The organism is Thiogranum sp. (genome assembly GCF_058323355.1).
In genome coordinates this window covers 1-25,766 of record NZ_JBTTIO010000026.1, presented here as the reverse complement: position 1 = coordinate 25,766, position 25,766 = coordinate 1, and the positions used below count along the sequence as shown (strand labels likewise).

At 53.7% G+C, this 25,766-nt stretch carries 28 protein-coding genes; 20 read left to right on the top strand and 8 right to left on the bottom strand.

Going from position 1 to position 25,766, the window contains the following annotated elements; genetic code table 11:
- The first annotated feature begins 25 nt into the window (after positions 1 to 25).
- The 9 genes from ACW81B_RS04385 (at position 26) to ACW81B_RS04345 (ending at position 5,732) form a co-directional block, all read left to right on the top strand.
- Entirely contained in the window at positions 26 to 1,531 is a 1,506-nt protein-coding gene (locus ACW81B_RS04385) for a carboxysome shell carbonic anhydrase (RefSeq protein ID WP_491578996.1), read from the top strand.
- Positions 1,531 to 1,788: an alpha-carboxysome shell vertex protein CsoS4 gene (gene csoS4, locus ACW81B_RS04380; protein ID WP_491578995.1), complete on the top strand. Its 258-nt coding sequence runs from the start codon at positions 1,531 to 1,533 to the stop codon at positions 1,786 to 1,788. The genes ACW81B_RS04385 and csoS4 overlap by 1 nt, the downstream gene beginning before the upstream one ends.
- Positions 1,788 to 2,060 (top strand): carboxysome peptide B, encoded by a 273-nt coding sequence (locus ACW81B_RS04375; protein WP_491578994.1) that lies wholly within the window; start codon positions 1,788 to 1,790, stop codon positions 2,058 to 2,060. Before csoS4 ends, ACW81B_RS04375 begins: the two co-directional genes overlap by 1 nt.
- 53 nt (positions 2,061 to 2,113) lie before the next feature.
- Positions 2,114 to 2,419 (top strand): alpha-carboxysome major shell protein CsoS1, encoded by a 306-nt coding sequence (csoS1, locus tag ACW81B_RS04370; protein WP_491578993.1) that lies wholly within the window; start codon positions 2,114 to 2,116, stop codon positions 2,417 to 2,419.
- Positions 2,420 to 2,477: 58 nt separating this feature from the next.
- Positions 2,478 to 2,792 carry an alpha-carboxysome major shell protein CsoS1 gene (gene csoS1 / locus ACW81B_RS04365; protein WP_491578992.1) on the top strand — a complete coding sequence of 105 codons (315 nt, stop codon included), beginning with the start codon at positions 2,478 to 2,480 and terminating at the stop codon, positions 2,790 to 2,792.
- A gap of 29 nt (positions 2,793 to 2,821) precedes the next feature.
- Positions 2,822 to 3,286, top strand: coding sequence for a ferritin-like domain-containing protein (locus ACW81B_RS04360; RefSeq protein WP_491578991.1), 465 nt, complete (start codon positions 2,822 to 2,824; stop codon positions 3,284 to 3,286).
- A gap of 109 nt (positions 3,287 to 3,395) precedes the next feature.
- Entirely contained in the window at positions 3,396 to 3,674 is a 279-nt protein-coding gene (locus tag ACW81B_RS04355) for a 4a-hydroxytetrahydrobiopterin dehydratase (RefSeq protein WP_491578990.1), read from the top strand.
- 10 nt (positions 3,675 to 3,684) lie between these two features.
- Positions 3,685 to 4,323, top strand: a complete 639-nt coding sequence (gene parA / locus ACW81B_RS04350) for a ParA family partition ATPase (RefSeq protein WP_491578989.1) — start codon at positions 3,685 to 3,687, stop codon at positions 4,321 to 4,323.
- 314 nt (positions 4,324 to 4,637) lie between these two features.
- A complete protein-coding gene (locus ACW81B_RS04345; RefSeq protein WP_491578988.1) occupies positions 4,638 to 5,732 on the top strand; it encodes a LysR family transcriptional regulator in 1,095 nt (364 codons plus the stop codon).
- A gap of 18 nt (positions 5,733 to 5,750) precedes the next feature.
- On the opposite strand, the gene ACW81B_RS04340 is transcribed toward ACW81B_RS04345, so the two are convergent.
- Both ACW81B_RS04340 and ACW81B_RS04335 read right to left on the bottom strand, forming a co-directional pair.
- A complete protein-coding gene (locus tag ACW81B_RS04340; RefSeq protein ID WP_491578987.1) occupies positions 5,751 to 6,308 on the bottom strand; it encodes an NUDIX hydrolase in 558 nt (185 codons plus the stop codon).
- Between the two features lie 16 nt (positions 6,309 to 6,324).
- Positions 6,325 to 6,939, bottom strand: coding sequence for a BMC domain-containing protein (locus ACW81B_RS04335; protein WP_491578986.1), 615 nt, complete (start codon positions 6,937 to 6,939; stop codon positions 6,325 to 6,327).
- Positions 6,940 to 7,379: 440 nt separating this feature from the next.
- Between ACW81B_RS04335 and ACW81B_RS04330 the strand changes: the two genes are divergently transcribed.
- From ACW81B_RS04330 to ACW81B_RS04315, 4 genes are read left to right on the top strand one after another with little or no spacing between them, the layout of a single operon-like run.
- Positions 7,380 to 9,059 carry an NADH-quinone oxidoreductase subunit 5 family protein gene (locus tag ACW81B_RS04330; RefSeq protein WP_491578985.1) on the top strand — a complete coding sequence of 560 codons (1,680 nt, stop codon included), beginning with the start codon at positions 7,380 to 7,382 and terminating at the stop codon, positions 9,057 to 9,059.
- Between the two features lies 1 nt (position 9,060).
- The gene (locus ACW81B_RS04325) at positions 9,061 to 9,822 is read left to right on the top strand and encodes a hypothetical protein (RefSeq protein WP_491578984.1); all 762 of its coding nucleotides are present in this window, start codon (positions 9,061 to 9,063) and stop codon (positions 9,820 to 9,822) included.
- A complete protein-coding gene (locus tag ACW81B_RS04320) occupies positions 9,819 to 12,965 on the top strand; it encodes a DUF2309 domain-containing protein (protein ID WP_491578983.1) in 3,147 nt (1,048 codons plus the stop codon). Before ACW81B_RS04325 ends, ACW81B_RS04320 begins: the two co-directional genes overlap by 4 nt.
- On the top strand, positions 12,962 to 13,288 hold the full coding sequence (locus tag ACW81B_RS04315; RefSeq protein ID WP_491578982.1) for a P-II family nitrogen regulator: 327 nt from the start codon (positions 12,962 to 12,964) through the stop codon (positions 13,286 to 13,288). The genes ACW81B_RS04320 and ACW81B_RS04315 overlap by 4 nt, the downstream gene beginning before the upstream one ends.
- Here the strand turns inward: ACW81B_RS04315 and glcF are convergent.
- From glcF to ACW81B_RS04295, 4 genes are read right to left on the bottom strand one after another with little or no spacing between them, the layout of a single operon-like run.
- Entirely contained in the window at positions 13,285 to 14,490 is a 1,206-nt protein-coding gene (glcF, locus tag ACW81B_RS04310; RefSeq protein ID WP_491578981.1) for a glycolate oxidase subunit GlcF, read from the bottom strand. The genes ACW81B_RS04315 and glcF overlap by 4 nt on opposite strands.
- A 2-nt stretch (positions 14,491 to 14,492) precedes the next feature.
- Positions 14,493 to 15,560 carry a glycolate oxidase subunit GlcE gene (gene glcE / locus ACW81B_RS04305; protein WP_491578980.1) on the bottom strand — a complete coding sequence of 356 codons (1,068 nt, stop codon included), beginning with the start codon at positions 15,558 to 15,560 and terminating at the stop codon, positions 14,493 to 14,495.
- Positions 15,561 to 15,562: 2 nt separating this feature from the next.
- Complete coding sequence (locus ACW81B_RS04300; RefSeq protein ID WP_491578979.1) at positions 15,563 to 17,017, bottom strand: FAD-linked oxidase C-terminal domain-containing protein; 1,455 nt, start codon at positions 17,015 to 17,017, stop codon at positions 15,563 to 15,565.
- 10 nt (positions 17,018 to 17,027) lie between these two features.
- Positions 17,028 to 18,662 (bottom strand): alpha-D-glucose phosphate-specific phosphoglucomutase, encoded by a 1,635-nt coding sequence (locus ACW81B_RS04295; RefSeq protein WP_491578978.1) that lies wholly within the window; start codon positions 18,660 to 18,662, stop codon positions 17,028 to 17,030.
- A 157-nt stretch (positions 18,663 to 18,819) separates the two neighbouring features.
- Here ACW81B_RS04295 and ACW81B_RS04290 point away from each other — a divergent pair, with 157 nt between their 5' ends.
- The 3 genes from ACW81B_RS04290 to ACW81B_RS04280 all read left to right on the top strand — a co-directional run bounded on the left by ACW81B_RS04290 (position 18,820) and on the right by ACW81B_RS04280 (position 20,182).
- Positions 18,820 to 19,338, top strand: coding sequence for a DUF1249 domain-containing protein (locus ACW81B_RS04290; protein ID WP_491578977.1), 519 nt, complete (start codon positions 18,820 to 18,822; stop codon positions 19,336 to 19,338).
- 81 nt (positions 19,339 to 19,419) lie between these two features.
- Positions 19,420 to 19,893, top strand: coding sequence for an Rrf2 family transcriptional regulator (locus tag ACW81B_RS04285; RefSeq protein ID WP_491578976.1), 474 nt, complete (start codon positions 19,420 to 19,422; stop codon positions 19,891 to 19,893).
- A 133-nt stretch (positions 19,894 to 20,026) separates the two neighbouring features.
- The gene (locus ACW81B_RS04280) at positions 20,027 to 20,182 is read left to right on the top strand and encodes a hypothetical protein (protein WP_491578975.1); all 156 of its coding nucleotides are present in this window, start codon (positions 20,027 to 20,029) and stop codon (positions 20,180 to 20,182) included.
- Between the two features lie 28 nt (positions 20,183 to 20,210).
- On the opposite strand, the gene ACW81B_RS04275 is transcribed toward ACW81B_RS04280, so the two are convergent.
- Positions 20,211 to 20,807: a DUF938 domain-containing protein gene (locus tag ACW81B_RS04275; protein WP_491578974.1), complete on the bottom strand. Its 597-nt coding sequence runs from the start codon at positions 20,805 to 20,807 to the stop codon at positions 20,211 to 20,213.
- Between the two features lie 105 nt (positions 20,808 to 20,912).
- Here ACW81B_RS04275 and ACW81B_RS04270 point away from each other — a divergent pair, with 105 nt between their 5' ends.
- Positions 20,913 to 22,400 (top strand): HDOD domain-containing protein, encoded by a 1,488-nt coding sequence (locus tag ACW81B_RS04270; protein WP_491578973.1) that lies wholly within the window; start codon positions 20,913 to 20,915, stop codon positions 22,398 to 22,400.
- Here the strand turns inward: ACW81B_RS04270 and ACW81B_RS04265 are convergent.
- Positions 22,381 to 23,187 (bottom strand): inositol monophosphatase family protein, encoded by an 807-nt coding sequence (locus tag ACW81B_RS04265; protein WP_491578972.1) that lies wholly within the window; start codon positions 23,185 to 23,187, stop codon positions 22,381 to 22,383. The two genes, ACW81B_RS04270 and ACW81B_RS04265, sit on opposite strands and share 20 nt — an antisense overlap.
- A gap of 67 nt (positions 23,188 to 23,254) precedes the next feature.
- On the opposite strand from ACW81B_RS04265, the gene ACW81B_RS04260 reads away from it, so the two are divergent.
- The 3 genes from ACW81B_RS04260 to ACW81B_RS04250 form a co-directional block, all read left to right on the top strand.
- On the top strand, positions 23,255 to 24,112 hold the full coding sequence (locus tag ACW81B_RS04260; RefSeq protein ID WP_491578971.1) for a class I SAM-dependent methyltransferase: 858 nt from the start codon (positions 23,255 to 23,257) through the stop codon (positions 24,110 to 24,112).
- 112 nt (positions 24,113 to 24,224) lie between these two features.
- Entirely contained in the window at positions 24,225 to 25,544 is a 1,320-nt protein-coding gene (locus tag ACW81B_RS04255) for a glutamate synthase-related protein (protein ID WP_491578970.1), read from the top strand.
- 126 nt (positions 25,545 to 25,670) lie between these two features.
- A partial coding sequence (locus tag ACW81B_RS04250; RefSeq protein ID WP_491579002.1) for a sulfurtransferase TusA family protein occupies positions 25,671 to 25,766 on the top strand: 96 nt, incomplete at its 3' end.

The following is a 25,766-nucleotide window of genomic DNA, read 5'->3' as shown; positions in this document are numbered from 1 at the left end:
GCAACGGGTTGAGCAGATAAATCTTATGTTACGCACGGTTCGTCAACGAATGTCTGGAAGCAGTCGGAACCTGAACAGTTCTTACCTGCGCCATCCGGGTGCGGTGCCGACTCAACGGCAGCGTTCGCGTGGTGTTCTTGCGCCCGGCGGTCATGTGCTGGTCCGTGGTGACGAGAATGCACGTTTGCAGCGCTATGAAGAAAAGATCAAGCAGTCGTTCGATGACATTGTTCCGACGTTGAAGCAGATTTCAGCAATCCAGCATGATGCGGATTTCGAGTCGCAGGCTCAACGGATTGCACGCAATAATCTTGGCTTTGAATTGCCACAGGATGTTCTTGCGGATGCCTGGGTGGAACAGCTGGATATGCGTCGCCTGTTTGCGTGGTGTGTATTTCAGACATACAAGCGCTTCTGTGATGATTTCTACAGTGCCGCGCCAACTGGTGCGGGAGAAGAATTCGAAGACTTTTTGCAGGACTGCGGTTTTCACAGTATGGATATTTCACCCTGTGCGGACGGCCGCCTGGCTCACGTGGTGCGATATGTGCTCAGACTATCGCCACGTGCAGTGCGCCGCAAGTCTTATGCTGGTGCCATGTTTGATGTTGAAGACAACATTCAAAGATGGGTGGAAGTCGAGCTGCAACGCTACCGTGAAGGCAAGCCGAATAGCGCAGACAAGCAGACGCGTTATCTGAAAGTAGTGGTTTATCACTTCAGTTCCGGTGATCCGCAACATCAAGGGTGTGCAGCACACGGTTCCGATACGGAAAAGGCAGCACAGGCAGGGCTGGACAAGTTGATCGGCTTTCGAGAGGCCATTGAAAACGGCTTTTGCTGTGGCGCATCCATCGATCTTTTGCTGATCGGACTGGATACTGATACGGATACAATCCGCGTTCATGTGCCGGATGCTTCCGGGCAAATGAGGCTTGACAAGTACGTCGATTCAGCCGTGCTGTATGACAAGACAATCAATGCTCGTAGCGATGAAGCATTGGATGTCGTTGCGACTGCGATTCGGGAAAGTGCGCCGGATGTAACCGATGGTATGTGTCGACTGGTGACAAAACTTGTCGAAAACAATATTTCTCAGCTTGATTATGTGCGGGCAAAGTATGGAAAAAGCTATCCGGATATTGGTCATGCGGAGAGATTTATCGGTGCAGGTATCGGTTTCGAGGATATGCAGATACGCAATCTGATGTACTTTTCATATCTTGATACAGTTGAGGAAGGTGCTGCTGATCTGGACGTGGGGATAAAGATATTTACCGGCCTGAATATCGGTCATGGTTTACCAATACCGGTGGTAGTACGTTTTGATTACCACGGTCATGTGCCAGGTGCGCGGCAACGCGCTGAACAACGCTGTAAGCGTGTTGCGCAAGCATTGACGAGGCGTTATGCATCGTTATATGAGAAAGGTTTGCTTCATGTTATGCAGGTAACGCGTGATTGTGACAGAAACGATTCATTGCAGATTCTTTCATGTACGACAGATGTTGATCGTGCGGGAGCGCACTGATGAAAATATGTCAGGTAGAACGCCCACTGGTATCGACAAATCGTATTGCAACGCTTGAACACAAGCACCTTCAGGTTGTGCGTGACGGGAGTGTGCTGGCCGTAGCGGTTGACTCGGTTGGTTGTACGCCAGGCGACTGGGTCATATGTGTCGGCAGTTCTGCAGCACGTGAAGCGGCTGGCAGTAAAGAATATCCCAGTGATCTTACGATCGTTGGCATTATCGACCATTGGCCACCAGAAGGCGGAAATGCGTGATGGAAATACTGCAGGTCGAATCATCGCTGGTGTGTACCCGACGTGTGGATGGTCTTCAGTCGATCAGCCTGCGGGTGTTGCGCTCAGTGAGCGGGAAACGCCAGGTTGCGGTAGATCCTGTTGGTGCCCGTGAAGGTAACTGGGTATTTACCGTTAGTGGCTCGGCTGCGCGTTATGCGTCCGGTGACTTCGATACACTGACCGATCTTACTATTGGCGGCATTATCGATACATGGGAGCCCGAAATCTTTACCGGTAACAGCCAGGCTTAAATATTATTTAAACATGAAACTAATTAAACAATGACTCAACAGGAGACATGAAGATGGCAAGCGAAAACTACGGTATCGCACTGGGTATGATTGAAACGCGCGGGTTAGTCCCCGCTATCGAAGCGGCTGATGCCATGACCAAGTCGGCAGAGGTGCGGCTTATCAGTCGTGAGTTTGTGGGTGGCGGTTATGTCACCGTAATGGTTCGCGGTGAGACCGGTGCGGTCAATGCGGCGGTACGTGCTGGCGCTGACGCCTGCGAGCGTGTTGGCGATGGCCTGGTGGCCGCACATATCATTGCACGCCCACATCGCGAAGTTGAACCGGTGCTGGATAACAGCGGTAACAGTGTGAAGTAAATCCGCGCACACTGTGCTCGGTACAATTGATTCTTTATATACGTTTGGAGATAAAACAATGGCTCATGAAAACTATGGTATTGCTTTGGGCATGATCGAAACACGTGGTCTGGTACCTGCAATTGAAGCGGCGGATGCCATGACAAAGGCTGCGGAAGTGCGTCTTATCGGTCGTGAATTTGTTGGCGGCGGTTATGTTACAGTGCTGGTGCGTGGTGAAACAGGTGCGGTTAACGCAGCAGTTCGCGCTGGCGCCGATGCCTGTGAACGCGTTGGTGATGGACTGGTGGCAGCGCATATCATTGCACGTCCTCACCGCGAGGTTGAGCCGGTACTGCCTACAGGTGGAGAAGCGTCCAGGGCGGCAGCCTAAGCTGACTGTTGTTTCAGGCGAGCAGTAAAATGTTAACGTCAAGCGCTGATCAGACTGTTCTGGGCTATCTTGGCAGGGCTTTGAGTCTCGAGCTCTCTGCTGTGCAGCAATACAGTACCCAGGCGCGACTTGTCGCGACCTGGGGCTTGAGCGAAGCAGCAGCAGCTTTCCGCAAGGAAGCTGGTGAAGAGCAGCAGCATGCTGATCGAATCATCGAACGCATGTTAGCTGTTGGTGTCGCGCCGGCCTCGTCACAATTGCGACCTGTTAAACTGGCCACTGATCTGTCTGGATTGCTGGATGTGGACAGAAAGCTGGAAAGGGATGTGATCATGATGTATCAGTCAGCAGCAGGTCATTGCGCGACGGCTGGAGATCATGATAACCGGTTGTTTTTTGAAGCCTTGCTCAAGGAAGAACAGGCACACCTGGCTGAACTCGATGCGTGGTTGCAACGTTTGCAACAGGACTCGTCGAAACGTGCCAGAGCTTAGGGTGGTTCTGACAAATTAATCAGATCCCCCTCAGGAGAACTCTCGCTAATCCAGGGGGTTCTCAACAGATGAATATTCCGAATGCATGGCCTTGCAGATGTGAGCGGGCATGGAGGAAAAGGTTATGAGTTTAGAGCAATGGCAGGAAAGAAATCGTCCGCTACGCCTCGAGAAGCGTTATGAGTTTGACAGTTATGACTCGTTGCGTGATTTCCTGGAGCAGGCGGCAAATCTGTCTGAACAACAAGGACTGTATCCTGATATCGGATTTGGTAAAACGCATGCGAATTTCACGATCCATGTCGATGAAAAATGCGATCGGTTAACAGATAAACAGCGCGAGTTTGCAAATTCGCTCGATGCCTTGACAGCACCAGACAAGGTATAAGGTCGCAGCCATGCCGACCATTGCGCTGGTTGGAAACAAGGGCGGGGCGGGCAAAACCACCCTGTGTATCAATCTGGCTTGCGGGTTGAATCGACGCTACGCCACAGTATTGCTTGATGCAGATCCACAACGTTCATCTTCGCAATGGCGTGATATCGCAGGTGATGGTTCGCCAGACAAGCTGGTGGATGTTGTCGATGCGGTGGACAATGTAGCAATTGAGGTGGCCCGAAACAATGACAGATATGATTTTGTCGTTATCGACTGTCCGCCATCGGTACAGTCTGAACAGACCCGGCAGGCGCTTGCAAGCTGCGATATAGCGATCATCCCGGTGTTGCCGTCACCGCTTGATCTTTGGGCAAGTGTACATGTCGAGCGCGAAATTGATGCTGCTCAGGCAGAAAATACGAACCTGAGAGCACTTTTGGTGGTAAACCAGCTCGAACCCCGTACCCGCCTGTCGAGATTGATGCGTGAGGTACTTGCTGAAATCAGTCTGCCCGTTGCTGACATAGCGATACGGCGGCGCGTAGCATACAGAAACTCAATACTGCAGGGGCGCAGTGTGCTGAATGCGGGCGCTGCCGCCAAAGGCGCGGCAGATGAAATCGAACAACTTATAGATGAAGTGGTGAACCGACTGTGACGACTAAAGATAAGACCGGCGACCAACTGGTTGCCTCAATGCGGAAGAGTAAATCAGGTGCGGTGGCGCGAAAGACCAGTGAAAAAAAGATCGAGAGCAAGAACGCGCCAACTGCAGGTAAAGCTAAGGCGTCAGTCAAAAAGACTTCTGCGCATCGAGTGAATAGTACTGATATGGGCGCATACACCCATGGTCATCGTGTATGGCCTGATTGATATGTCCTTTTCTGGCGATCGCATGTTGTTAAGTGATAGTACCTGGATATTCTCACTTGCCGCATAAGCGATCACTTCCTGTCAAACAGCGAGATTGATATGAACCCTCCTTACAGTGAACCCGGATATACGCCGCCCGCAGCGATGCCAGATTATCTGATACGGTACGCGACATTGAGGCAATTACAGGTTTTTGAAGCCAGCGTGCGTCTGGGAGGGTTCTCGCGTGCCGCACAGGAATTGTTCGTCACGCAGCCAACGGTTTCCATGCAGATTAAAAAATTGTCGGATGCGCTGGGTTTGCCTCTGTTCGAGCAGGTGGGGCGCAATGTGCGACCGACTGAAGTCGGGTTGGAGCTTTACCAGTCGTGTCGACAGATATTCGAGAATCTTGCACACCTCGAGATGAAAATATCCGATATCAAGGGCATGAAGCGTGGTCGTTTACGTTTGGGTGTGGTGACTACAGCCAAGTATTTTGTGCCAGAGGTTCTGGGGGAGTTTTGTCGTTTGTATCCAGACATCGATGTGGCTTTGAAAGTATCGAACCGTGATCGTATCATTGAGCGACTCAATAATTTTGAGGACGATCTTTATATCATGGGACAGGCGCCGGACGAGGGCATGCAAACCATATCATATCCGTTTGCACCAAATCCCATGGTTGTTCTGGCACCACGCGATCATCCGCTGGTTGGTAAAAAAAACATCCCGTTGGCACGTATTGCGGAAGAGCCCTTGTTGTTGCGTGAGCCAGGATCCGGTATTCGCGATACTACGCTACGTGCATTTGAAAAGGAAGGCTTGAAGCCAAGGATTCGCATGGAGCTCGGTAGTAATGAGGCGATCAAACACGCAGTCGTCGGTGGTTTGGGCCTGGCTGTACTGTCGTTACATACCTTGTCGCTGGAAGGCCCAACTGGACCGGTCGTGCTGCTGGATGTTGAAGGTTTTCCGATTATGCGGCAGTGGCACCTGGTTTTCCCGAAAAGCAAGGACTTGTCCCTGGTGGCTGATACATTCCTCGAGTATTCACTGGATGTCGAGCCGCGTATGCGTAAAAAAATGATCGAGTTGTGGCCGGATATGGCCGATGTGCTGGCGTCTGCAGAGCCTTCCGGCAAGCTCAAGGATAGTAATAAGGCAAGTACCAAAGCAAGGGAGAGGAAAAAGAACAGCGCGCAAAAACATTAATCCTGGATGTCCAGAGCATCATGAAAGTTGTCGTAGGCGGCGCGTTTTTTCTACCATGCGATACGTCGATAGATTGTTGTTATAGCGTTTTACCTGATCCAGTGGTATCCATAATATCTGATGCGATTCGTCATTGCCGGGCACTGGAAGTGAATCGTCTATCTCAAGCAAAAAGCGGATGTCATAATGCAGATGTGCGGGGCCGAGACGGCTGGCTGGAATACGATGAATGTCAACATCGAAAATATGCCCGTTAACCAGATGAATGACATCCGCAGGTAATCCTGTTTCTTCCTGTGTTTCACGCAGCGCAACGCGCAGGATGTCAGCGTCACCATCCGCGTGACCGCCAGGTTGAAACCATTGGCCGTGTTTGCGGTGGTGCAACAGCAAGGCATGGCTACGAGCAGGGTTGACTACCCAGGCCGAGCCTGTGATATGCCCTGGCCACAACGTGCTGTCGAAACAGTTTTCGTGCTGTTTGATAAAATGGCATGTGCGCGCTACATATCCCGCTTCCGTATTGAACGTTGTGCGATAGTTCTCGAGTAAAGAAAGTAAGTCCTGTCGATGCATGATTATGCTTTGGTGTTCATGTGACGGCCGGGTTTTCTACGGCAGCAATGGCTGCGGCAGCGGCTTCATCGACATCGCCTTCACGCCCCGAAATCACCAATCGGCCGAATGCGCCGACAGCGCGTACGTCAATCAAGGTAATACTGGCGGCTTTTTCAGCCTGGTTGGCTGCATAGACGATGTAACCTGCGGGCTCGGTTTCGAGGATAAACATGCTTTGTCCAGGAAGAATCATGGAGCCCCGCCGGTCCTGCCGGTTAATCAACACACAATGGTCAGGTGTCATGCCGCGAATGGTCTCACTCCATGCAACGCGACAGGTCTGGCGATCCTGGGATCTGGCATGCATGTGGGACAGTAGAATATTGCCTGCTTCACGCACGTCGCTCTGGTCTCGTTGATGAATAACCATAGAGCCATAGGCGCGCTCTACGACCTGTTGTGCAAGGTGCACACGAGTCGCCTTTAGCGCAATGTCCGTCAGGCGGTGCACAGCCATGCCCGGTGACACTTCCACCCACAGGCAGGCATCACCCGGTACAGGAAGGAATCCCTGCGAGACAGTTGCCATGTAGGTGGCCAGTTGGGGCTGAAGTGCGTCTATGTAGACGTAGGTTCTAAGTGTGATCATCCCGCTATGTCATAAGTGTATCTGTGTCATGGAGTCGCAGTTCCGTTGAGGCTGGCTGCCAGACACAGGCAGTCTGCGCCAGAAACAGTTATAGACGTTTTTACCACTAATTAAAAAGAAAAGTTTCTGATTGATTGTATAGATAAAACTCTATCAATCATGATGTGGTGACTGCTCAACGATATTTCACCTGCCTTGCGCGATCTTCGATGTCTTTTTCCCGTACAACGCCAACCTATAACCTGCAGGTAATCCATTCGGTAAAAAAAATTGAGTAGTCCCGTTGCCGGAATTTTTTGATACTCGTCTGTGGCTGAATGGAGTGAATACATGTCTTTATATATTTATGAAACATTTCACTGATGCGGCTGAATTCCATTATTTTTTTGTGTAATGACGACTAATAAGAGCCTGTATCCGAAAAGGAGGGCAACCGAATCATGCAACTGCTGATACTTCTGGTTATCGCACTGCCATTTTTAGCGGCTTTGATTATACAGTCCCTTTCCGGGCGTTTGGCCAAACGCGCAGCATCGGTCAGTCTGGTCACTGGCTGGCTGGTGTTTCTGTTGGCGGCCGCTTGTCTGTGGCAAGCATTGCAGGGCGCAGAGGTAAATGAGTTCAGGGTGTTCGATGACTGGGGCATCATCCGTTGTGATTCACTGGGCGCGTTGATGAGTCTGGTCATCGCGGCAATCAGTCTTATCGTAAATCATTTTTCAGTGCGCTATATGGTCGAAGAACCAGGCTATGCACGTTTCTTTGCGTTGCTTGCAGCAATGTCCGGCACTCTGTTGTTGATGGTGTCTGCAGGTGACCTCGTGACGTTGCTGATTGCGTGGCATCTGGTCGGCGTTCTGCTCTACTTTTTGTTGGCTTTCGACACGCGTAGCAGGCCGGCATTTCGCTATGCATTCTGGACCTGGATGACCTATCGCTTTGGCGATCTTCCACTCATACTGGCTGCAGCGCTTTTATACCAATCATTCGGTAGCTGGTCACTGAATGAAATATTTGAGCAGATTGCAGCTGCGCCTGATACACGTACAATTTTCGATCTGCGATTGGTTGAAGTTGTCGGTGCCTTGATTGCACTGGCAGCCTTTGCGCGTTCCGCGCAATTCTTCCTGCATACCTGGTTGCCCTATACGATGAGTGGGCCGACACCTGTATCAGCATTAATGCACGCGGGTATTGTCAATGCAGGGGGGTTCCTGATTAATCGTTTTGCGCCCGTATTTGTGGAGACAGGTGGTGTGATGCACTGGATGTTTGTCGTCGGTCTGGTTACAGCCGTCACCGGGTCTGTGCTAATGCTTGCGCAGAATGACATCAAGAAAGCATTGGGTTATTCGACCATGGGGCAGATGGGTTTTATGATCATGGAGACCGGTATTGGGGCGTTTTCACTGGCTATTTACCATTTGATTGCACATGGCTTATTCAAGGGCACTTTGTTTCTTGGTGCGGGCAGTGTGATCCATGAAGCGAGAAAAAATGACGGTGTGCCCAAAGACCCCATGTATGACTTCGTTGTCGAAAAAAACCCGGCGCGTGGTCGTAAGCCATGGTTGTTGATGGCGTTGCTGACGCTGTTGGTTCCTGCAGTAATCCTGATACTGGCGCATTGGCTGGTTGCCCAGGATTTCTACCAGAAGCAGGGTGCTGTGGTGCTGCTGTTCTTTGGCTGGATAACCGGCGCCCAATTGATTTTTATAACCTATCGAATGCGTAGTGAAAAACTCGGACGGTTATTTGCACAGGTAATCTTGTCATTCGCAATCGTAATATTAGGTTACAGCATGATTGGCCACGCTTTCGACGTGTTCCTGTACCCGGACGAGGCCTTCAGGGCTCGCATCTACGCCGCTGCTGAAATAGATGTGATCTGGTTTGACATGCTGGTGATACTTATGGCGGCGATAATCGTTGCTGGCTGGTTACGTATCTATTACAGCGAGCGCAACGGGCACAGAAAGGAACGTATGTTACGGCCAGTGTGGTTGATTTTTTATGCGTTGATATCTCGCGAGTTTTATATCAGTGATCTTTATACCTGGCTGGCGCGCCGCCTCGAAGCACTGTCTGTCAGGCTGAATGTATGGATGAGGTGGGTGTGAGATGGGCGGTTACAGTTGGTTGATTGCTGCATTATTTTTGCCCCTGTTTCCCATGGGTATGATTTTCAATGTATTGTTTCAGCGTGTGCGTAGCAGTGCTGCGCGTATAACAATTCTGTTATTTTGGCCAATGACAGGTATGTGGCTGTTACAGAATTCAGCAAGTGAAGTGCCACAATGGGTGATGTACTGGGCAGTATTAAGTGCATTGCTCTACAGTTTTCGTATGGTGGTCATCAAGGACATGGTGATCTGGACTGGCTTTCTTGCCTGTTCCAGTTGGGTATTGAGCTGGGTGGCTTTCCTGTCCGGGGCATCTGTGCAAGAGGTGATTTTGCATGTGCTGGCGTTCAGTCTGCCATTGATTATTCTGATGTTATTGTCAGCGCAAATCGAGAAGCGCTACGAGTCCGTCTACGCGGGTATGGTATGCGGCATGGCTCAGTCCCAGCCAAGGCTGGCAGGGCTTGTCACGATTACCTTGCTTGCTGCTATAGCCAGCCCGCTATTCCCCGGGTTTTTTTCCATGTTTAGTCAGATCACGCAAACCATAGTCTTGTCGCCAGTCACAGCACTTGGATTTGTTGTTATCTGGTTATTGTGGAGCTGGTCCGGCATACGTCTGCTGCAAGCGTTTCTGGTTGGCGTTAAACCAGAGAAGGTTCGGCATGATGACATAACACTGACGCTTACTGGCGTTTATGGACTGCTGCTGCTATTGCTGATCGCGGCGGGTTTGTATTTCCCTGGGAGGGTGCTATGAGTCTTTCTCTCGGCATGAAGGCGCAAATACGCTCGATGATTTTTGTCGCTGGTGAACCGATACCGTCGTTCTGGCCAATGCGCGCCTTTATTCACCACAACCCGCTTCACGGTCTTGAAAAACTTTCGTTCGATCAGGCCGTGTCTGAAGGTCGTCGCCTGTTTCATGGTGAAGGATTTCTGAGGCGCTCACAGTACCAGAAGTATTATCGCAAGGGTAAAATCAGCCATCAGTCATTGATAAATGGCATTGAACGTTTCCTGGAGAAAAATCCACCCATAGAAGGCGTCGATTTGCGCGATATGTTGTTGGCGTTGCTTATGGAGACTGAAGCACCGGTTACCGAAAACGATGAAATACTTTCGCTGCGCGCAATCGCCAGTGCGGTTCGCAATGATGATAAATCGACACAAGAGAGTGTTGCAACAGATGCAACGCCGAAAAAATTGACCGATTTGTTGAGTGAATTGCTGCTGTATGAGTGTCCGTTTTACGAAGCACTGGATACGCTGTTCGGTGTGGGTATCGCGGAAGAGCTGGATGAACTGGTTATCAAAAGTTGTCTGGAATTCTTTGATGAAGGGCAATCAGTCTGGCAAATGCCGGATCGCAAAGAAGGATTCTTTCATGCCTGGCGTGAAGTGGCGCGGCGAAATGCCCGGTTGTTTCTGCGCGGCCGTCATGTTCGTCAAACCCTTGAAGTTGCAGATGACCCTGAAAGCGTCATTGTCTACATTATGGAACACCTTGGGATTCCGCAGTCGCAGTGGGTTGGGTATTTTCGTCGTGAGCTGTCCCGGCTGCATGGTTGGGCCGGATTTATCCGGTGGCGTGCAGGCGCGCGACATTATCACCATGGGCGTCGTTTCCCAGGTGATCTTGTAGACTTTCTGGCTGTGCGTATGACACTTTCACTTGCGTTGATACATGAGCGCGCAGCAGATGGTCTGCCGTCGACAGTCGATGAACTTGCACAGTTTATCTGTCAAAAACCGATGGAAGCATGGTTGAGAAAAGAATTCTATGCCAGAACGATCTTGCCGGCATGGGCTCAGCGTGTAGAGCAGACCTTATTGTCCGGTCGCTCTGACCATAGTGAAAAAGTATGCCGTGATTATATGCGGGAACGATTGATGCGTAATGCGAAACGCCAGGCAGCGGGCTTGAATCGCCTGGCTGAGCTGGCTGGTGCAAGCGAAATTCAAATGCTCGATGAAGATGTTTTGATTGATCTGCTTAAAATCGTTCAAAAGTTCGAAAAAACAGAGGGGATGCTGTGGCTCGAGGCCATGGAGCATGGTGCAATGCAGGAGTTATTGAACTGTGTACAAAACCCTGTTCGTGCAGAGTCAAGCGATATGGATAAACGTCCTTTCGTGCAAGCGCTATTCTGTATTGATACGCGTTCCGAGCGTCTGCGCCGCCACCTGGAAAGCGTTGGAGATTACCAGACGTTTGGTATAGCCGGCTTCTTTGGTGTGCCGGTGAGTTTTATGGCGTTGGGAAAAGGCAATGAGACGCACCTGTGTCCCGTATTGATCTCACCCAAAAACCTTGTTATGGAAATGTCGGTTAACGAGATTCAGGACCCCAAGGCATTATCGGTGTTTGAAAAAGCGGTGCATGAGTTAAAAGAATCGGTGTTGACACCATTTGTGACAGTCGAGGCAATTGGCTTGTTATTCGGGTTCGACATGGTGGGGAAAACACTGGCTCCGCGAGCCTATAACCGCTGGCGTTCACGATTACATAATAATCATGGTCATACCCATACCCATACCCATTTACTTATCGATAAACTCACTCGAGCACAGGCAGATTCAATCGTTCGTGCTGTCCAGCGTGGTGTGATTGCAAAAGCAGTGGAACATGAAATCGAAGTGCCACCTGAAGCGGTGACTGATGACCTTGTACGTGAGTTAAGAGAGGTTGCGCTCGGTCACGTCGAGACAACATCGTTATTGCGGGAACAGTTAGGTCTGGATGCCGATCAGGCGCAGAGGTTTGTCGAACGTTTGCGCAACACGTATTGTCTTAACCCTTCTGATGCACGGTTGCAGATGGAGCGTCTTGGGCGCATCGGCTTTACTCTGGAAGAACAGGTTGGATTTGTGTCTCAGGCTTTACGTTCGATTGGCTTGACGGACAAATTTTCGCGATTCGTTCTTTGCGTCGGACACGGTAGTCAGTCAGAAAACAATCCTTATGAATCAGCGCTCGACTGCGGTGCCTGCGGCGGCAATCCAGGCTTGTTTAATGCGCGAATATTCGCGCATATGGCAAACAAGCCAGCAGTTCGATTACGCTTGCAGGAGCAAGATATCGTCATTCCCGACGATGCCTGGTTTGTACCTGCGCTGCATAATACGACAACGGATGAGGTGACTTTGTATGATCTCGACCTGTTACCCTCAACGCATCCAGTCTATCTTGACAGGCTGCAAAAAGGCCTGGTTTCAGCGAGCAGACTGTGCACGCAGGAGCGCATGCCTGACCTGAATTTTATTGCCGGGCAACAACATGAAAAACCGGATAATCAGGCATTGCGCAATGCCATGGACTGGTCTCAGGTGCGACCCGAATGGGGTTTGTCGCGTAATGCATATTTTATTATCGGAAGACGTTCTCTGACTGAGAACTGCTCCCTTGACGGGCGTGCTTTCCTGCATTCCTATGACTATCGTATCGATCGTAAACAGCGGTTGCTGGAAAATATTATGACAGGTCCACTGGTTGTTGGTCAGTGGATCAATATGGAGCACTATTTCTCGTCGGTAGACAATGAACACTACGGCAGTGGCAGCAAGGTGTATCACAATGTTGCAGGAAGATTTGGTGTGATGACAGGGAACATCAGCGATTTACGTACCGGGCTGCCAGCGCAGACTGTACTGGCGGACGGGGCGCCCTACCATGAACCAATGCGTCTGATTACAGTGATCGATGCACCATTGGAGCATGTGCAATCTGCTATCGCGCAAGTCGCTGTTGTGCGACGTTTACTGATTAATGGCTGGATCCGCATGATGGTACTGGATCCGGATGCGGGTCGTACCTATATCTATGATAGAGGTGAGTGGCATCAGGCGCCTTTACACGCTGCCGCCGCTATGACTGCCGATAAGGAGGAAATTGCCGTATGAAAAATCTGAAATTCAGTCCATTGAAAAAACTCGAAATCATCCTTGAAGGTGAATATCGGGAATTTGCGACAGATCTACTCGACCGCATCGAGGTAAAGGGTTATACCATCATTAACAACCTGTCAGGCAAGGGCAGCCACGGTTTCCACGACGGGCACTTGATGTTTAATGAAGACGACGTGTTGATAATGATTATCGCCGCAGTGCCAGAGTCATTGGTTTCGCCAATCCTGCAGGGGCTGGCGCCATTCTACAATGAACATTCCGGTGTAGTGTTTATCTCGGATATTCAGGTAACGCGTTTGGTAAAATTCAGCGATTAATCAGCAAGCAACTCCACCCAGTGCAGTACCTCTACGTCTGAACCCGCCTGCAGTTGCAACAGGCAGCCGATGTTGGCGGTGGCAATGAGTTCAGGTTGTTTATCCTTCAAGGCATCAAGCTTGTTGCGCGCAAGCTGCTTTGATAATTCCGGTTGCAGCATGGAATAGGTGCCGGCAGAACCGCAGCACAGGTGTTTGTCGCGTACCGGGGTCAGGGTGTAGCCGACGCGGGTGAGGATGTCTTCGACGACACCATCGAGCTGTTGGGCGTGTTGCAATGAGCAGGGTGAATGAAAGGCGATACGTCGGCCCTTCACCGGCTTCAGTGCATCGAGGTTTTCGTTGCGCAGGACTTCGCTGAGGTCACGGGACATGTCCGCCATACGCGCGGCGCGTTGCGCGTAAACCGGATCGTTGGCGAGTAACCGGGCGTATTCCTTCAACATGGGTGTACAACCGGTGGCGGTGCTGACAATGGCTTCCGCGCCCTGTTCAATGGCCGGCCACCAGGCATCGATATTTCGTCGGGCGCTCTGCCGCGCACGTTCTGTATCACCGAGGTGGAAGTGCAGTGCGCCGCAACAGCCGCTGCCAGCTATTGCTTCGAGTGTGATGCCCAGCCGGTCGAACAGGCGTACGGTGAAGGCGTTGATGTGGGGTGCGGCGGCAGGTTGTACGCAGCCATCCAGCAGTAACATCTGTCGCGTGTGTGTGCCCGGCGTGAAGGTCGGCAGCTTGCGGAGTCGCGGGATACGTTTTTTTAGTGAACGCGGCAGCAGGGGGCGTGCCAGTCGACCCAGAGACAGCAAGGGTTTAATCCGCGCGGTTTCAGAAAATACAAACTGGATCAGTCTGCGTTGCAAACGTTGCAGCAGGGGGCGCGGTACCTGCTGCTCTACCAGTTCGCGGCCAATGTCCAGCAGCTTGTGGTATTCGACACCGGACGGGCAGGTGGTTTCGCAGGCGCGACAGGTCAGACAGCGATCCAGGTGCTGTTGCAGGCTGGCTGTGGCGGGCGCGCCTTCCAGTACCTGCTTGATCTGGTAGATACGGCCACGCGGTCCGTCGAGTTCATCGCCGAGCAGCTGATAGGTCGGGCAGGTGGCATTACAGAAGCCGCAATGGACGCAACTGCGGATGACCTGGTCGGCGGTCTTCCCGAGGGGGGTTGCCAGCAGTTCTGCGTTGAGTCGTGTCTGCATAATCAGAGTTCGGCGTACAGTCGCCCGGGGTTAAGGATGCCGACCGGGTCCATGGCGTGCTTGATGCGTTGTTGCAGTTTCAGCAATGGCATGGGTAACGGGTGGAAGACTTCCGTATTCTCCGGCGCATGGCGAAACAGTGTGGCATGGCCGCCGATAGTGGCGACCAGCTTGCGGATCTGTTCGGGTTTTTCCTTGCTGTACAGCCAGCGCTGCGCACCGCCCCAGTCGATGAGCCAGTCGCCATCCAGTGCAAGCGGGGGAGTGGCTGGCGGTACCGACAGACGCCACAGCGGCCCGGGACGGTTGAAGAAAGCGTGCTGCTGGTCGCGGATAGCGTTCCACCAGTCGGGCAGGGTTTCCAGCAGGCCATCGCCGAGCAGGTGTTGCGCATGGCGCAGGCTGTCTTCAGTGCCGGACAGGCGCAGGTAGATATGCTCGTCGTGCCAGCAGGCGGCGGACAGCGGCAGCGGACGCCCCGTCCAGTCGGAAAAACGTTGCAGGGCTTCCGCCTGGCCGCAGACCTGTTTCACTGTGTACTCACAGTCCGGTCGCGGCAGCACCTTGAGCGAGACATCGGCGATCAACCCCAGTGTGCCGAGCGAGCCGGTCATAAGGCGGGCGATATCGTAACCGGCGACGTTTTTCATGACCTGCCCGCCAAAGCACAGGGACTCGCCCTTGCCGTTGATAACCTGTGTGCCCAGCACGAAGTCGCGCGCGGCGCCGCGAAACGGCCGGCGCGGACCGGATAGTCCGGCGGCGATGGCGCCGCCCAGTGTGCTGGTTGCACTGAAGTGCGGCGGCTCGAAGGCGAGCATTTGTCCGTTGTCGGCCAGCAGTGTTTCGATGTCCCGCAACGGGGTGCCACAGCGTGCCTGGATGACCAGCTCGGAAGGTTCATAGCTGAGAATGCCACGGTGCGCAGTTGTGTCGACAGAATGTTCTGTGTTGCAGGGGCGTCCGTAGAACGCCTTGCTGCCACTACCCGTGATTGTCAGCGGCGCGCCTTTTTCCGCGGCACTGCGGATCTGCTCACAGAATTGTTCGGTCTGGTCAGCGTCGGTCACGGTCAGAAGCGTTCCAGTTCGGGGAAGGGCAGTTCACCATGGTGGACGTGCATGCGTCCGAACTCGGCGCAGCGCGCCAGTGTCGGTACCGCCTTGCCGGGGTTGAGCAGACCATCGGGGTCAAAGGCCTTTTTAATGGCATGGAACTGTTGCAGTTCGGCTTTGTTGAACTGTATGCACATCTGGTTGATTTTTTCCACGCCGACACCGTGTTCTCCGGTGATGACGCCACCCACCTCGATGCAAAGTTCCAGGATACGCGCGCCGAATGCCTCGGTGCGTTCCAGTTCGCCGGGTGTGTTGGCATCGTAGAGAATCAGCGGGTGCAGGTTGCCGTCGCCGGCGTGGAACACATTGGCAACGCGCAGGCTGTATTCTTCTGACCATTGCGCAATGGTCGACAGCACCTTGCCGAGATGCTTGCGCGGAATGGTGCCGTCCATACAGTAATAGTCGGGCGACAGGCGGCCGACAGCGGGAAAGGCGGCTTTGCGCCCGGCCCAGAAACGCAGGCGTTCGGTTTCGTCACGGGCGCGACGGACTTCGGTGGCGCCGCTTTGCTTCAGCAGTTGTGTTACCTGCCCGATCTGCGCTTCGACTTCGTGCTGTTCGCCGTCCAGTTCGCAAAGCAGGATCGCGGCGGCATCGACAGGATACCCGGCATGGACAAAATCCTCGGCGGCACGTACCGCCAGAGTGTCCATCAGTTCCAGTCCGGCAGGCAGTATGCCCTGTGAAAGGATGTCAGCGACAGCCTGACCGGCTGCGGCAACTTCATCGAAAGCGGCCAGCACCACCTGCGCCTGTTCCGGCGCGGGCAGCAGTCGTACCGTGACTTCCACAATGACGCCGAGCAGGCCTTCCGAGCCGGTGAGCAGCGCCAGCAGGTCGTAGCCGGCGCTGTCCAGTGCAGGGCTGCCGATGGTGAGTAATTCACCTTCAATGGTGATCAGTTTCAGTTCGGCAATGTTATGCACGGTCAGCCCGTACTTGAGGCAGTGCACGCCACCGGCATTCTCGGCCACATTGCCGCCGATGGAGCAGGCAATCTGTGAAGAGGGATCCGGGGCATAATACAGGCCATGTTCTGCAACAGCCTGGGTGATCGCCAGGTTACGGACACCGGGTTGTACGCGTGCCAGCCGGTTGGGGTAATCGATGTCGAGAATACGGTTGAACTTCGCCAGGCTTAAAAGCACGCCGTTGTCGAGTGGCAGTGCGCCGCCACTCAGTCCTGTGCCCGCGCCGCGCGCGACCACCGGTACCTTGTTTGCGTGGCAGTGTCGCAGGATACCTTGTACCTGCCCGACGGTTTCCGGCAGCAGGACCAGCCAGGGCAATTGCCGGTAGGCTGACAGGCCGTCGCACTCGTAGGGGCGCAGTTCGGCGTCCTCTTTCAGGATGCAGCGTGCCGGCAGGTCGTGCAGTCCGGCGATGAAAGTGTCGCGATCTATCATGTAAAAGCTGTCAGGTAATGACGGTCGGTGCGTCGCGCCCGGTGTGATGGCGGATTTGCGCAATATCATCAGCAATGCAAATCAGCCCGGAAAGAGCGTCCTGTGCATCCAGTAACTGTTTTTCGGTATCCCCTTCATAACGTTCCAGGTAGACGCGCAGTGTCGCACCTTCGGTGCCGGTGCCGGATAACCGGTACACGATACGCGACCCATCGTTGAAACCGACACGCATTCCCTGGTGTTCGCTGACCGAATGATCGATGGGGTCGGTGTAGGAAAAGTCGTCACAAAAGGCCACTTCGTAGTCACCATAGCGTTTGCCATTGAGCGCACCATTCAGTTTGCGCAGCTTGTCCATTAACTCGCCCGCGCCATCGGCACTGACGCCTTCATAGTCATGGCGTGAATAGTAGTTACGGCCAAAGCCGGCCCAGTGCCGGGTGATGATGTCGCGCACCGACAGCTTGCGTACGGCGACCAGGTTCAGCCAGAACAGTACGGCCCACAGGCCGTCCTTTTCGCGTAGATGATTCGAACCTGTGCCAAAACTTTCCTCGCCGCACAAGGTAGCACGGCCGGCATCCAGCAGGTTGCCGAAAAACTTCCAGCCGGTCGGTGTTTCAAACAGCTCTATCCCGAGCCGTTCCGCCACACGGTCGGCGGCCTGCGAGGTGGGCATGGAACGTGCGATGCCCGCCAGCCCCGTTTTGTAGCCCGGCACCAGGTGCGCGTTGGCTGCCAGTACCGCAAGGCTGTCGCTGGGTGTGATAAAACACTGGTGACCGAGAATCATGTTGCGGTCGCCGTCACCATCGGATGCCGCGCCAAAATCAGGGCCGCTGGCGGCGAACATGATGTCGACCAGCTGTCTGGCGTAGACCAGGTTGGGGTCGGGGTGACCCCCGCCAAAATCCTCTTTCGGTTCGACGTTGATCAATGCATCAGGCGTCACGCCGAGACGATGCTCGAAGATTTCCACCGCGTAGGGCCCGGTGATGGCGTGCATACCGTCAAAACACATGCGGAACTGGCCTGAGTTGATCAGCGCATGGATACAGTCAAAGTCGAACAGTTGCTGCATCAGGTCGGCATAGTCTGCCACAGGGTCGATGATTTCGACTGACATACCGCCAAGCCTTGTTTCACCGATAACATCCAGATCGATGTCCTGTGTATCCAGTGTCCGGTACTGCGAGATGTTCAGGCTTTTGGCGTAAATGGCATCGGTGATTTTTTCCGGTGCCGGGCCGCCGTTGCCGGTGTTGTATTTGATGCCGAAGTCACCGTCGGGTCCGGCCGGGTTATGGCTGGCGGAAAGGATAATGCCGCCAAAGGCATGGTGTTTGCGGATGATGCAGGAGGCCGCCGGCGTGGACAATAGCCCGCCGCAACCGACCAGTACCCTGCCGAAACCGTTGGCTGCCGCCATGCGCAGGATGACCTGTGTGGCATGGCGGTTATGAAAACGTCCGTCGCCACCCACGACCAGCGTCGTACCGGTAAAATCATCGAGGCTGTCGAAAATTGACTGGACAAAGTTTTCCAGGTAATCCGGTTGCCGGAACACGCTGACTTTTTTGCGCAGGCCGGAGGTGCCGGGTTTCTGGTCAGGGAATGGCGTTGTGTTTTTAACGATAACGTTCACGTTGTTATTAGCCTTGTCGGTAAGCAGTAGCGCGTTTCTGTCGATCTGTCAATTGCCGGTGTCCATCAAGAAATACCGTACTACGCCGATGTATTTGCTGGATAAACATAAACATGTCAATGATCGAAGCGTCATTCTACTATGCTAACATGCGGCTATGCGCTATTCAGGTAAACAGGTTGTACATCCCGGTGTGCGTGCACGCGATTTGCCTGCGCTCATGGAGCTGTATGAGCTGAACTATATCCAGCTGCGCCAGTTGATCCCCGAGGTCGATTTGCTGCAAGACCACGTGGTGTCCAGGGTTAAAGGAACGCTGGATCTGTACCTGGCGGTTCGTGAACGCTGCAAGTACACGACGACCCTGCACCTCAGTTATCGTTTTGAAGATGATGAGCGCAGTACACTCGCGCCGGATATTGTCGTGCGTCTGTACCACGACGCCCAGGTTGCCGAGGTCATATCGCGGGGCAAGGGACGACATCAGAAAAGCCCCGGTTTTGACCGTTTTCACCATGACTACCCCATCGAAGCCCGCTGGCAGGTCAATCGCTTCCTGCAAAAATGGCTGGGTTTCTGCCTGCGCCACGGCCATCGTTTTTCACCGGCCCGCGAGCAATTCGATCAGGCGCTGCAAACCATTGAAACAGATAGAATTGCCAGTTTCGAATCCTGACGCCCAGTCAATACTTGACTAAATTGCTGGGTTTATTTATGTTGGCAGCTGTTTTCAGCCGCATCTGTCGCAGGTTTACCTATGAGACTATCCACCAAGGGCCGTTACGCTGTCACAGCGATGATGGATATCGCAATTCATGACCCGGACGGGCCGGTTACACTGGCGGATATCTCCCGTTGCCAGAGTATTTCCCTGTCTTACCTGGAACAGCTGTTTGCGAAGCTGCGCAAGGAGAATCTGGTGCGCGGTGTACGTGGACCCGGTGGCGGCTATCGCCTGGCCAGGCCGGCAAATGAAATTACCATTGCCGAGATTGTTGCCGCTGTCGATGAGAAAGTCGATTCAACCTGTGGTGGTGAAAGTCGTTGCAGCGAGGAACAAACCTGTCTGACCCACGAATTGTGGTGCGGGCTGTCGAGAAAAATCTACGCATTCCTGGACAGTATCACGCTGGAGAGTTTCCTCAGTCGTCCGTCCGTGCAGGAAGTCATACGCCGGCAGGCAGGCGAGGTCAGCCAGCACAAGGTCGACCCACCTGTCTCTGCGGCCTGAAAGCCTGACTGTTTATCCGGAAGTGTGATGCGGGTCCCGTCCGCAGCCTGATTCGTTCACAGAAATCTTTTTCCTGCCTGACCATAATGCAACCGTCAAATAGCGTTGTACCCAAAGGATCAGGAGAAAGACCATGTTGCAGTATCTTTTGTTAGTCATTGCCGCCGTGACCATTATCTCAGGCCCGGCGCTGGAGTCTCTGGCAAACACCGGCCCGATGATGGATTACATCGTGGCATTGGGTGTGGCCCTGATGCTCAAGCCCTGGTTGTCAGGTCATTTCGACTAGGAACCTTCACCTGTCGGTCAGCAATGGGTCAACGGGCTTTCAGCCACGTCAGGATCCGGTTGTTGGCCGGCATTTCATAATCCTTCTTTAATTCCAGTCCGGCTTCTGCAGCCAGGCTGTTCAATTCCTCGAAAGCTCTTATCCCGCTCAGCGGGTCACGCTGTTTCAGCCACATGTCGAAGCGTGCATTACTCGCGCTGGTATAGTGTCCGTTATAGTTGAACGGGCCATACAGGCAGAAGACCCCGCCGGGTTCCAGTACGTCGCCCACGCCGCTGAACAGGCACTGTACCTGTGGCCAGGAAATAATATGAACAGTATTGGCGCTGAATACGGCGTCATAGCCTGTTTCCGGCCATGTGTCCCGGCTTACGTCGAGTGCTATCGGTGGCAGGATATTGGCTGGCACATTGTCTTCCGCAAGCCAGGCGTGAATGCCCTCATGCATTGTCGGTACTTCGCTGGTTTGCCAGACCATGTTCGGGAACTCTCCTGCAAGATACACCGCGTGCTGGCCGGTGCCACTGCCGATTTCGAGCAGGCGTTGTCGGCCGCTGAGTTCCTGCTTCAATACAGCAAGGATAGGCTCGCGATTTTGCTCGCAGGATTCGGAATAGGGTTTCACAGGCGTAGTTTAACCTGTTTTTCCATGAAATAGACGATACGGATTCAGTGCTGCCGGTAGTTGCCGAAAGCCTGTTGTGACAACAACAGATTGCCGAGTGGAAGCATGAGCGAGACAGAAAGCCCGATACGGCACAAGCCTGCCGATCCCAAAAGCCTGAGCGGCTGGGTCAGCCGGCTGGGGGAATCCGGTATGCCTGTTTTTGCCCATACTGCCGGTGATATTTCCAGGGTGTCGGACAGTGAGGAAAGCAGCGCGGCTGAACTGGCGCGGGTGGTGCTTCAGGATGCGGCGATGACAGCCAAACTGCTGCGTGTTGCCAACAGCCCGATCTTCAACCCCGTGGGTAAAAGTATCAGCACCGTCAGCCGTGCCGTTGTGGTGCTGGGTTTCCAGGAAGTCCGCAGTATCTGCCTGTCCATTGCGGTTGTGGAATCAATACTCAAGGGGCAGCAGAAGCAACACGTTATCGAAGAAATGGCGCGTGCCTTCCATGCCGCTGTGCAGGCGCGCGCATTCGCCCGCAAGCGCAAGGACAGTTCACCGGAAGAGGTTTTTATAGCCACGCTGCTGTACCGGCTGGGGAACATGGCCTTCTGGGCCTTTGCCGGTGAAGCGGGGGAGACGCTGGATCATGAACTCAGGCAGCGGTCCGGTGAAGATGCCGACAGGGTGCAGCGTGATGTGCTGGGTTTCCCCCTGCGCGAACTGACGCTGGGGCTCAGTCGTGAATGGAAGCTTGGTACATTACTCGAAGAGGCGCTGGAGGGAAAAAGTCAACGTAACCCACGCGCGGGTAATGTGGATCTCGGCTACCAGCTGGCTGAAGCCTCCGAAAAAGGCTGGAAGGAACCCGGTGTCAGCCGGCTGGTCGAGCGGATTGCGGAAAACCTGTATATGCCGGTCGAGGATGTTCGCACCATGGTGCAGGAAAATGCCCGTGAGGCAGCAGAGACAGCCGCCTTCTACGGTGCAAACCAGGCAAGCCGGTTGATCCCTCTCGCCGGGGGTGAAAAGGCTGCGACAGCAGAAACGCGGCCGGACGATGCAGCGGCGGAATTTCCCGAACCCGATCCTGCCCTGCAGTTGAAGATTCTGCGTGAACTGTCATCACTGATGGATAGCAAGCCTGATTTCAATATTGTGCTGGAAATGGTGCTGGAAGGTATGTACCGCGGCATCGGCATGGATCGCACGCTGTTTGCACTGCGCACGCCGGATCAGCGATTTATTGCCGGGCGTTATGCGCTGGGCATACATAACGAACGGTTGCGCCGTCAGTTCCAGATCGAGACAGTCAGCAACAAGCCGAACCTGTTTGCGCACGTGATCGAACATCGTGCCCCGGTATGGATGGGCGCAGATGCCAGTGCGTTACTTAAAGGCCTGGTCACGGATGAGATCAGGGCGATTACACTGGGCGGCGATTTTTTTGTTACACCGATTGAAATTCACCACAAGGTTATCGGTGTCTTTTATGCTGACCGGCAACCCAGCGGTCGCGCACTGGATGAAGAAAGTTTCTCCAGTTTCAGGCATTTTGCCCAGCAGGGTAACCAGGCACTGGCGTTACTCAGCTCGGGCGGGAAGTGATACCCAGCCACTCGACCCATTGTTTGAAAATATCGGGGTCCAGCGCAGCCGCCGCAGAGCGTGGTGTGAGTGTTGCACTGAAGACCGGTTCACCCTCCAGCGTGACCGCAGAGCCACCCGCTTCTTCCAGGATCAGGTGACCGGCGGCATAGTCCCAGAGTTTCTGCTTGCCATGCAGGTACACATGACAGCGGCCGGCAGCCAGCCAGCACCAGTCCAGTGCCACGGCGCCAAAGCTGCGCTGTGACTTGTAGGGCGGGTTGGCGGCGAGCCGGCTGGCGAGTTCCGGTTCAAGGCGCTTCAGGTCAATGAGTGCCATGCCTTCAGACAATGGACTGTCCATATGTTTAGGTTCAAGGCGTTGGCCATTCATCCGCGCCCCTTCACCGCGTGCAGCGGAAAAACATTCCTGGCGAGTGGGGTCGTAGACTACCCCGGCCTGCACCTGACCCTTGCGGATAAGCGCTACAGAAACGGCGTAATAGGGTACGCCCGCTGCAAAATTACTGGTGCCGTCGAGCGGGTCGATGCACCAGACGCCGTTTTCGCTGTGTTGTAACGCACGCTGTTGTTCAGGTTCGGGCATTTCCTCGCCCAGTAAATCAAATTCGGGCCATTCGGCATGTAATGCCTGTGTCAGGGCATCCTGCATGATGACATCGGCCTCGGTGACGAGGCTTCCGTCAGACTTGCGCGAGCCGGAGTGGCAACAGAAACGTGTGGGGAGTTCACGGTCCGCTATGTCACGGACAAGGGTAGCCAGGCGTGACAGGTGTGCTGAATTCATGGATTACCTGGGAGCATCGAGTTGGTATGATCGGAAGTCTGTAGACATTGTCGCACAAAGGAAACCCATGGGCATAAAGAAAACCCGGCACAAAAAACCCGGGAAATCAGCAAAGGCGCAAAAGAGAAACAAGCCACGTAAGGCTGAAACCGAGGATAAATATATTCTCTACGAGAAGTCGGTACAGGCCACGGATTTCGAATACGAATTTATAGATACCAACTTTACCCGCATCCGCGGGCGTACCGCGAAACTGTTACGCGAAGATTTTTGCGGCACAGCGAAGATGTGTTGCGAATGGGTAACGGGACGTCCCGACAATCTGGCAGTTGGCGTGGATTTTGACCCGGAAGTACTGGAATGGAGCCGCAAAAACCATATTGCCGGTCTTGAACCAGAGCAGCGTGCCCGTGTTAAGCTGTTGCAGAGCGACGTGCGCTCTGTGAAGACAGATCCTGTCGATATTGTGCTGGCCATGAATTTCAGCTGGCAGATCTTCGAGGAACGCAAGGTTCTGGTCGATTATTTTGCCTCAGTGCGTGACAGCCTGGTGGACGACGGGATCCTGTTTATGGACGCTTTCGGGGGCTACGAGGCTTACCAGGAGCTGGAGGAAAAGACCAAACACGCAGGTTTTAACTATATCTGGGAGCAGGAAAGCTACGATCCTGTAACCGGCCACATGGTATGCAACATTCATTTCACCTTCAGGGATGGTTCCAAAATGGAGCAAGCCTTCCATTATGAGTGGCGCCTGTATGGTCTGCCGGAATTGAAAGAAATCCTGCTTGATGCCGGTTTCTCCAACGTGACTGTTTACCTGCAGGGTTGGGACGAAGACGACGAACCGGATGGCGAATTTGTACCGGCTGAACATGGTGAGGCCGATCCTGGCTGGATTGCCATGATCAGCGCAGAGAGATAATCACGTCGGGGGAACTGGCTTGGAATGGCTGATTGCTTTTGCGTCGCTCATATTGTTTCTGTTGGTACAGGATGTTGTCCAGCGTAAGGATTCAATAAGGCGAAATCTACCCTTGTTGGGGAGGTTGTGCAGGCTGGCTGACTACGCAGGTGTTTTCTATCGCCGCTATCTTTCCTCTGGCGACCGCGAGGAATTACCCTTCAACAGGACGGTACGCCAGTGGATTGGCCGGGTCAGTAGCGATGCTGGCGACAAGATCGGGTTTGGTTCTACACGTCCAGTGTATGAACCCGGTGCAGTGTTGTTTGTGAACGCACCCTATTCCCTGCTGGCTGAAGAGGCTTCCCCGTCCGAGCCTGTAATTATCGGTAAGCAGTGTGAGAAGCCCTTCGTACCACGCAGGATATTCAATATATCGGCCATGGGTCATGCCATGATTTCCCGGTCTGCCATTCAGGCACTTGCAAAAGGTTCCGTCATGTCGGGTATCTGGCTGAATACGGGTGAAAACGGGGCCACGCAGGATCATTATGAGTCAGGGTGCGATCTGGTATTCCAGATCGGCAAGGCGAAGTACGAGGAGGGCGGAGTCAGGGACAGGGCTGGCCGTCTGTCAGACAGTCTGTTGCGCGAAACGTCAGTCCGCGTCAGTGCATTTGAAATCAGGCTTTCACAAGGTGCGAAACCGGGGCGGGGCGGGGTGCGGTTAGCCGTGCACGGTGAAGTACACTATGGCAGCCGTCAACGGGAAATTCGCAGTCATGGTGATCTTCTGGATATGGTGGCTCATATCCGTGATGTAACCGGTCGGCCGGTCGGGTTCAAGGCCGCAGTATCATCACGCACTTTTCTGGAGGAGCTTTGTCGCGAGATACACAGAAGAGGTATCGACAGTGCACCGGACTTCATTACAGTCGATGGAGGTGAAGGTGGTTCGGGGCAGACTCAGCAGACATTTGCCGAAAGTGTCGGGTTGCCCCTGACGGAATCCCTGCCTTTTGTTGTCGATGTTCTGCTTGAACAGGGCTTGCGGGAGCGGGTTGCGGTTATTGCTTCTGGCAAGCTGGTGAATTCGGAAAAAGTGGCATGGGCGTTATGCATGGGGGCGGATTATATCGTTTCGGCCCGCGGCTTTATGTTCTCACTCGGATGTATCCAGACGTTGAACTGCCACAAAGGACGCTGCCCCGCCGGGATAGCAACACACAGCAAGTACCTGCAAAGGGGGCTCGATGTCAGGGAGAAGTCCAGGGCTGTTGCCAATTATGCGAACTGGATCAACAGTGAGATTGAGGCCATTGCCAGGGCCTGTGGTCTGGAAAATGCCCGTCAGTTAAGGCGTATGCACGCAAGGATCGTACAGCCGGGCGGACGCAGTGAAGCCATGGACAGACTGTTCCCGTATCCCTCGAATGCCGGCAGGGGAAAATAAGCGTATTTTCGCCTGAATCAGTATACACAGCTATGTCGGGCAAGCGGTTTTTCAGGTCAAAAGGTTGACAAAACCGTCGGCCTGTAATAAAAAGTGAACGCTCACTAACAAAACAGGAGGCGAGCCATGCCCAGTTATGACCTTGAACTCGATGCACGTGGATTGAATTGCCCGTTACCGATACTGCGAGCGAAGAAAAGTATCCAGACACTGGAAACCGGT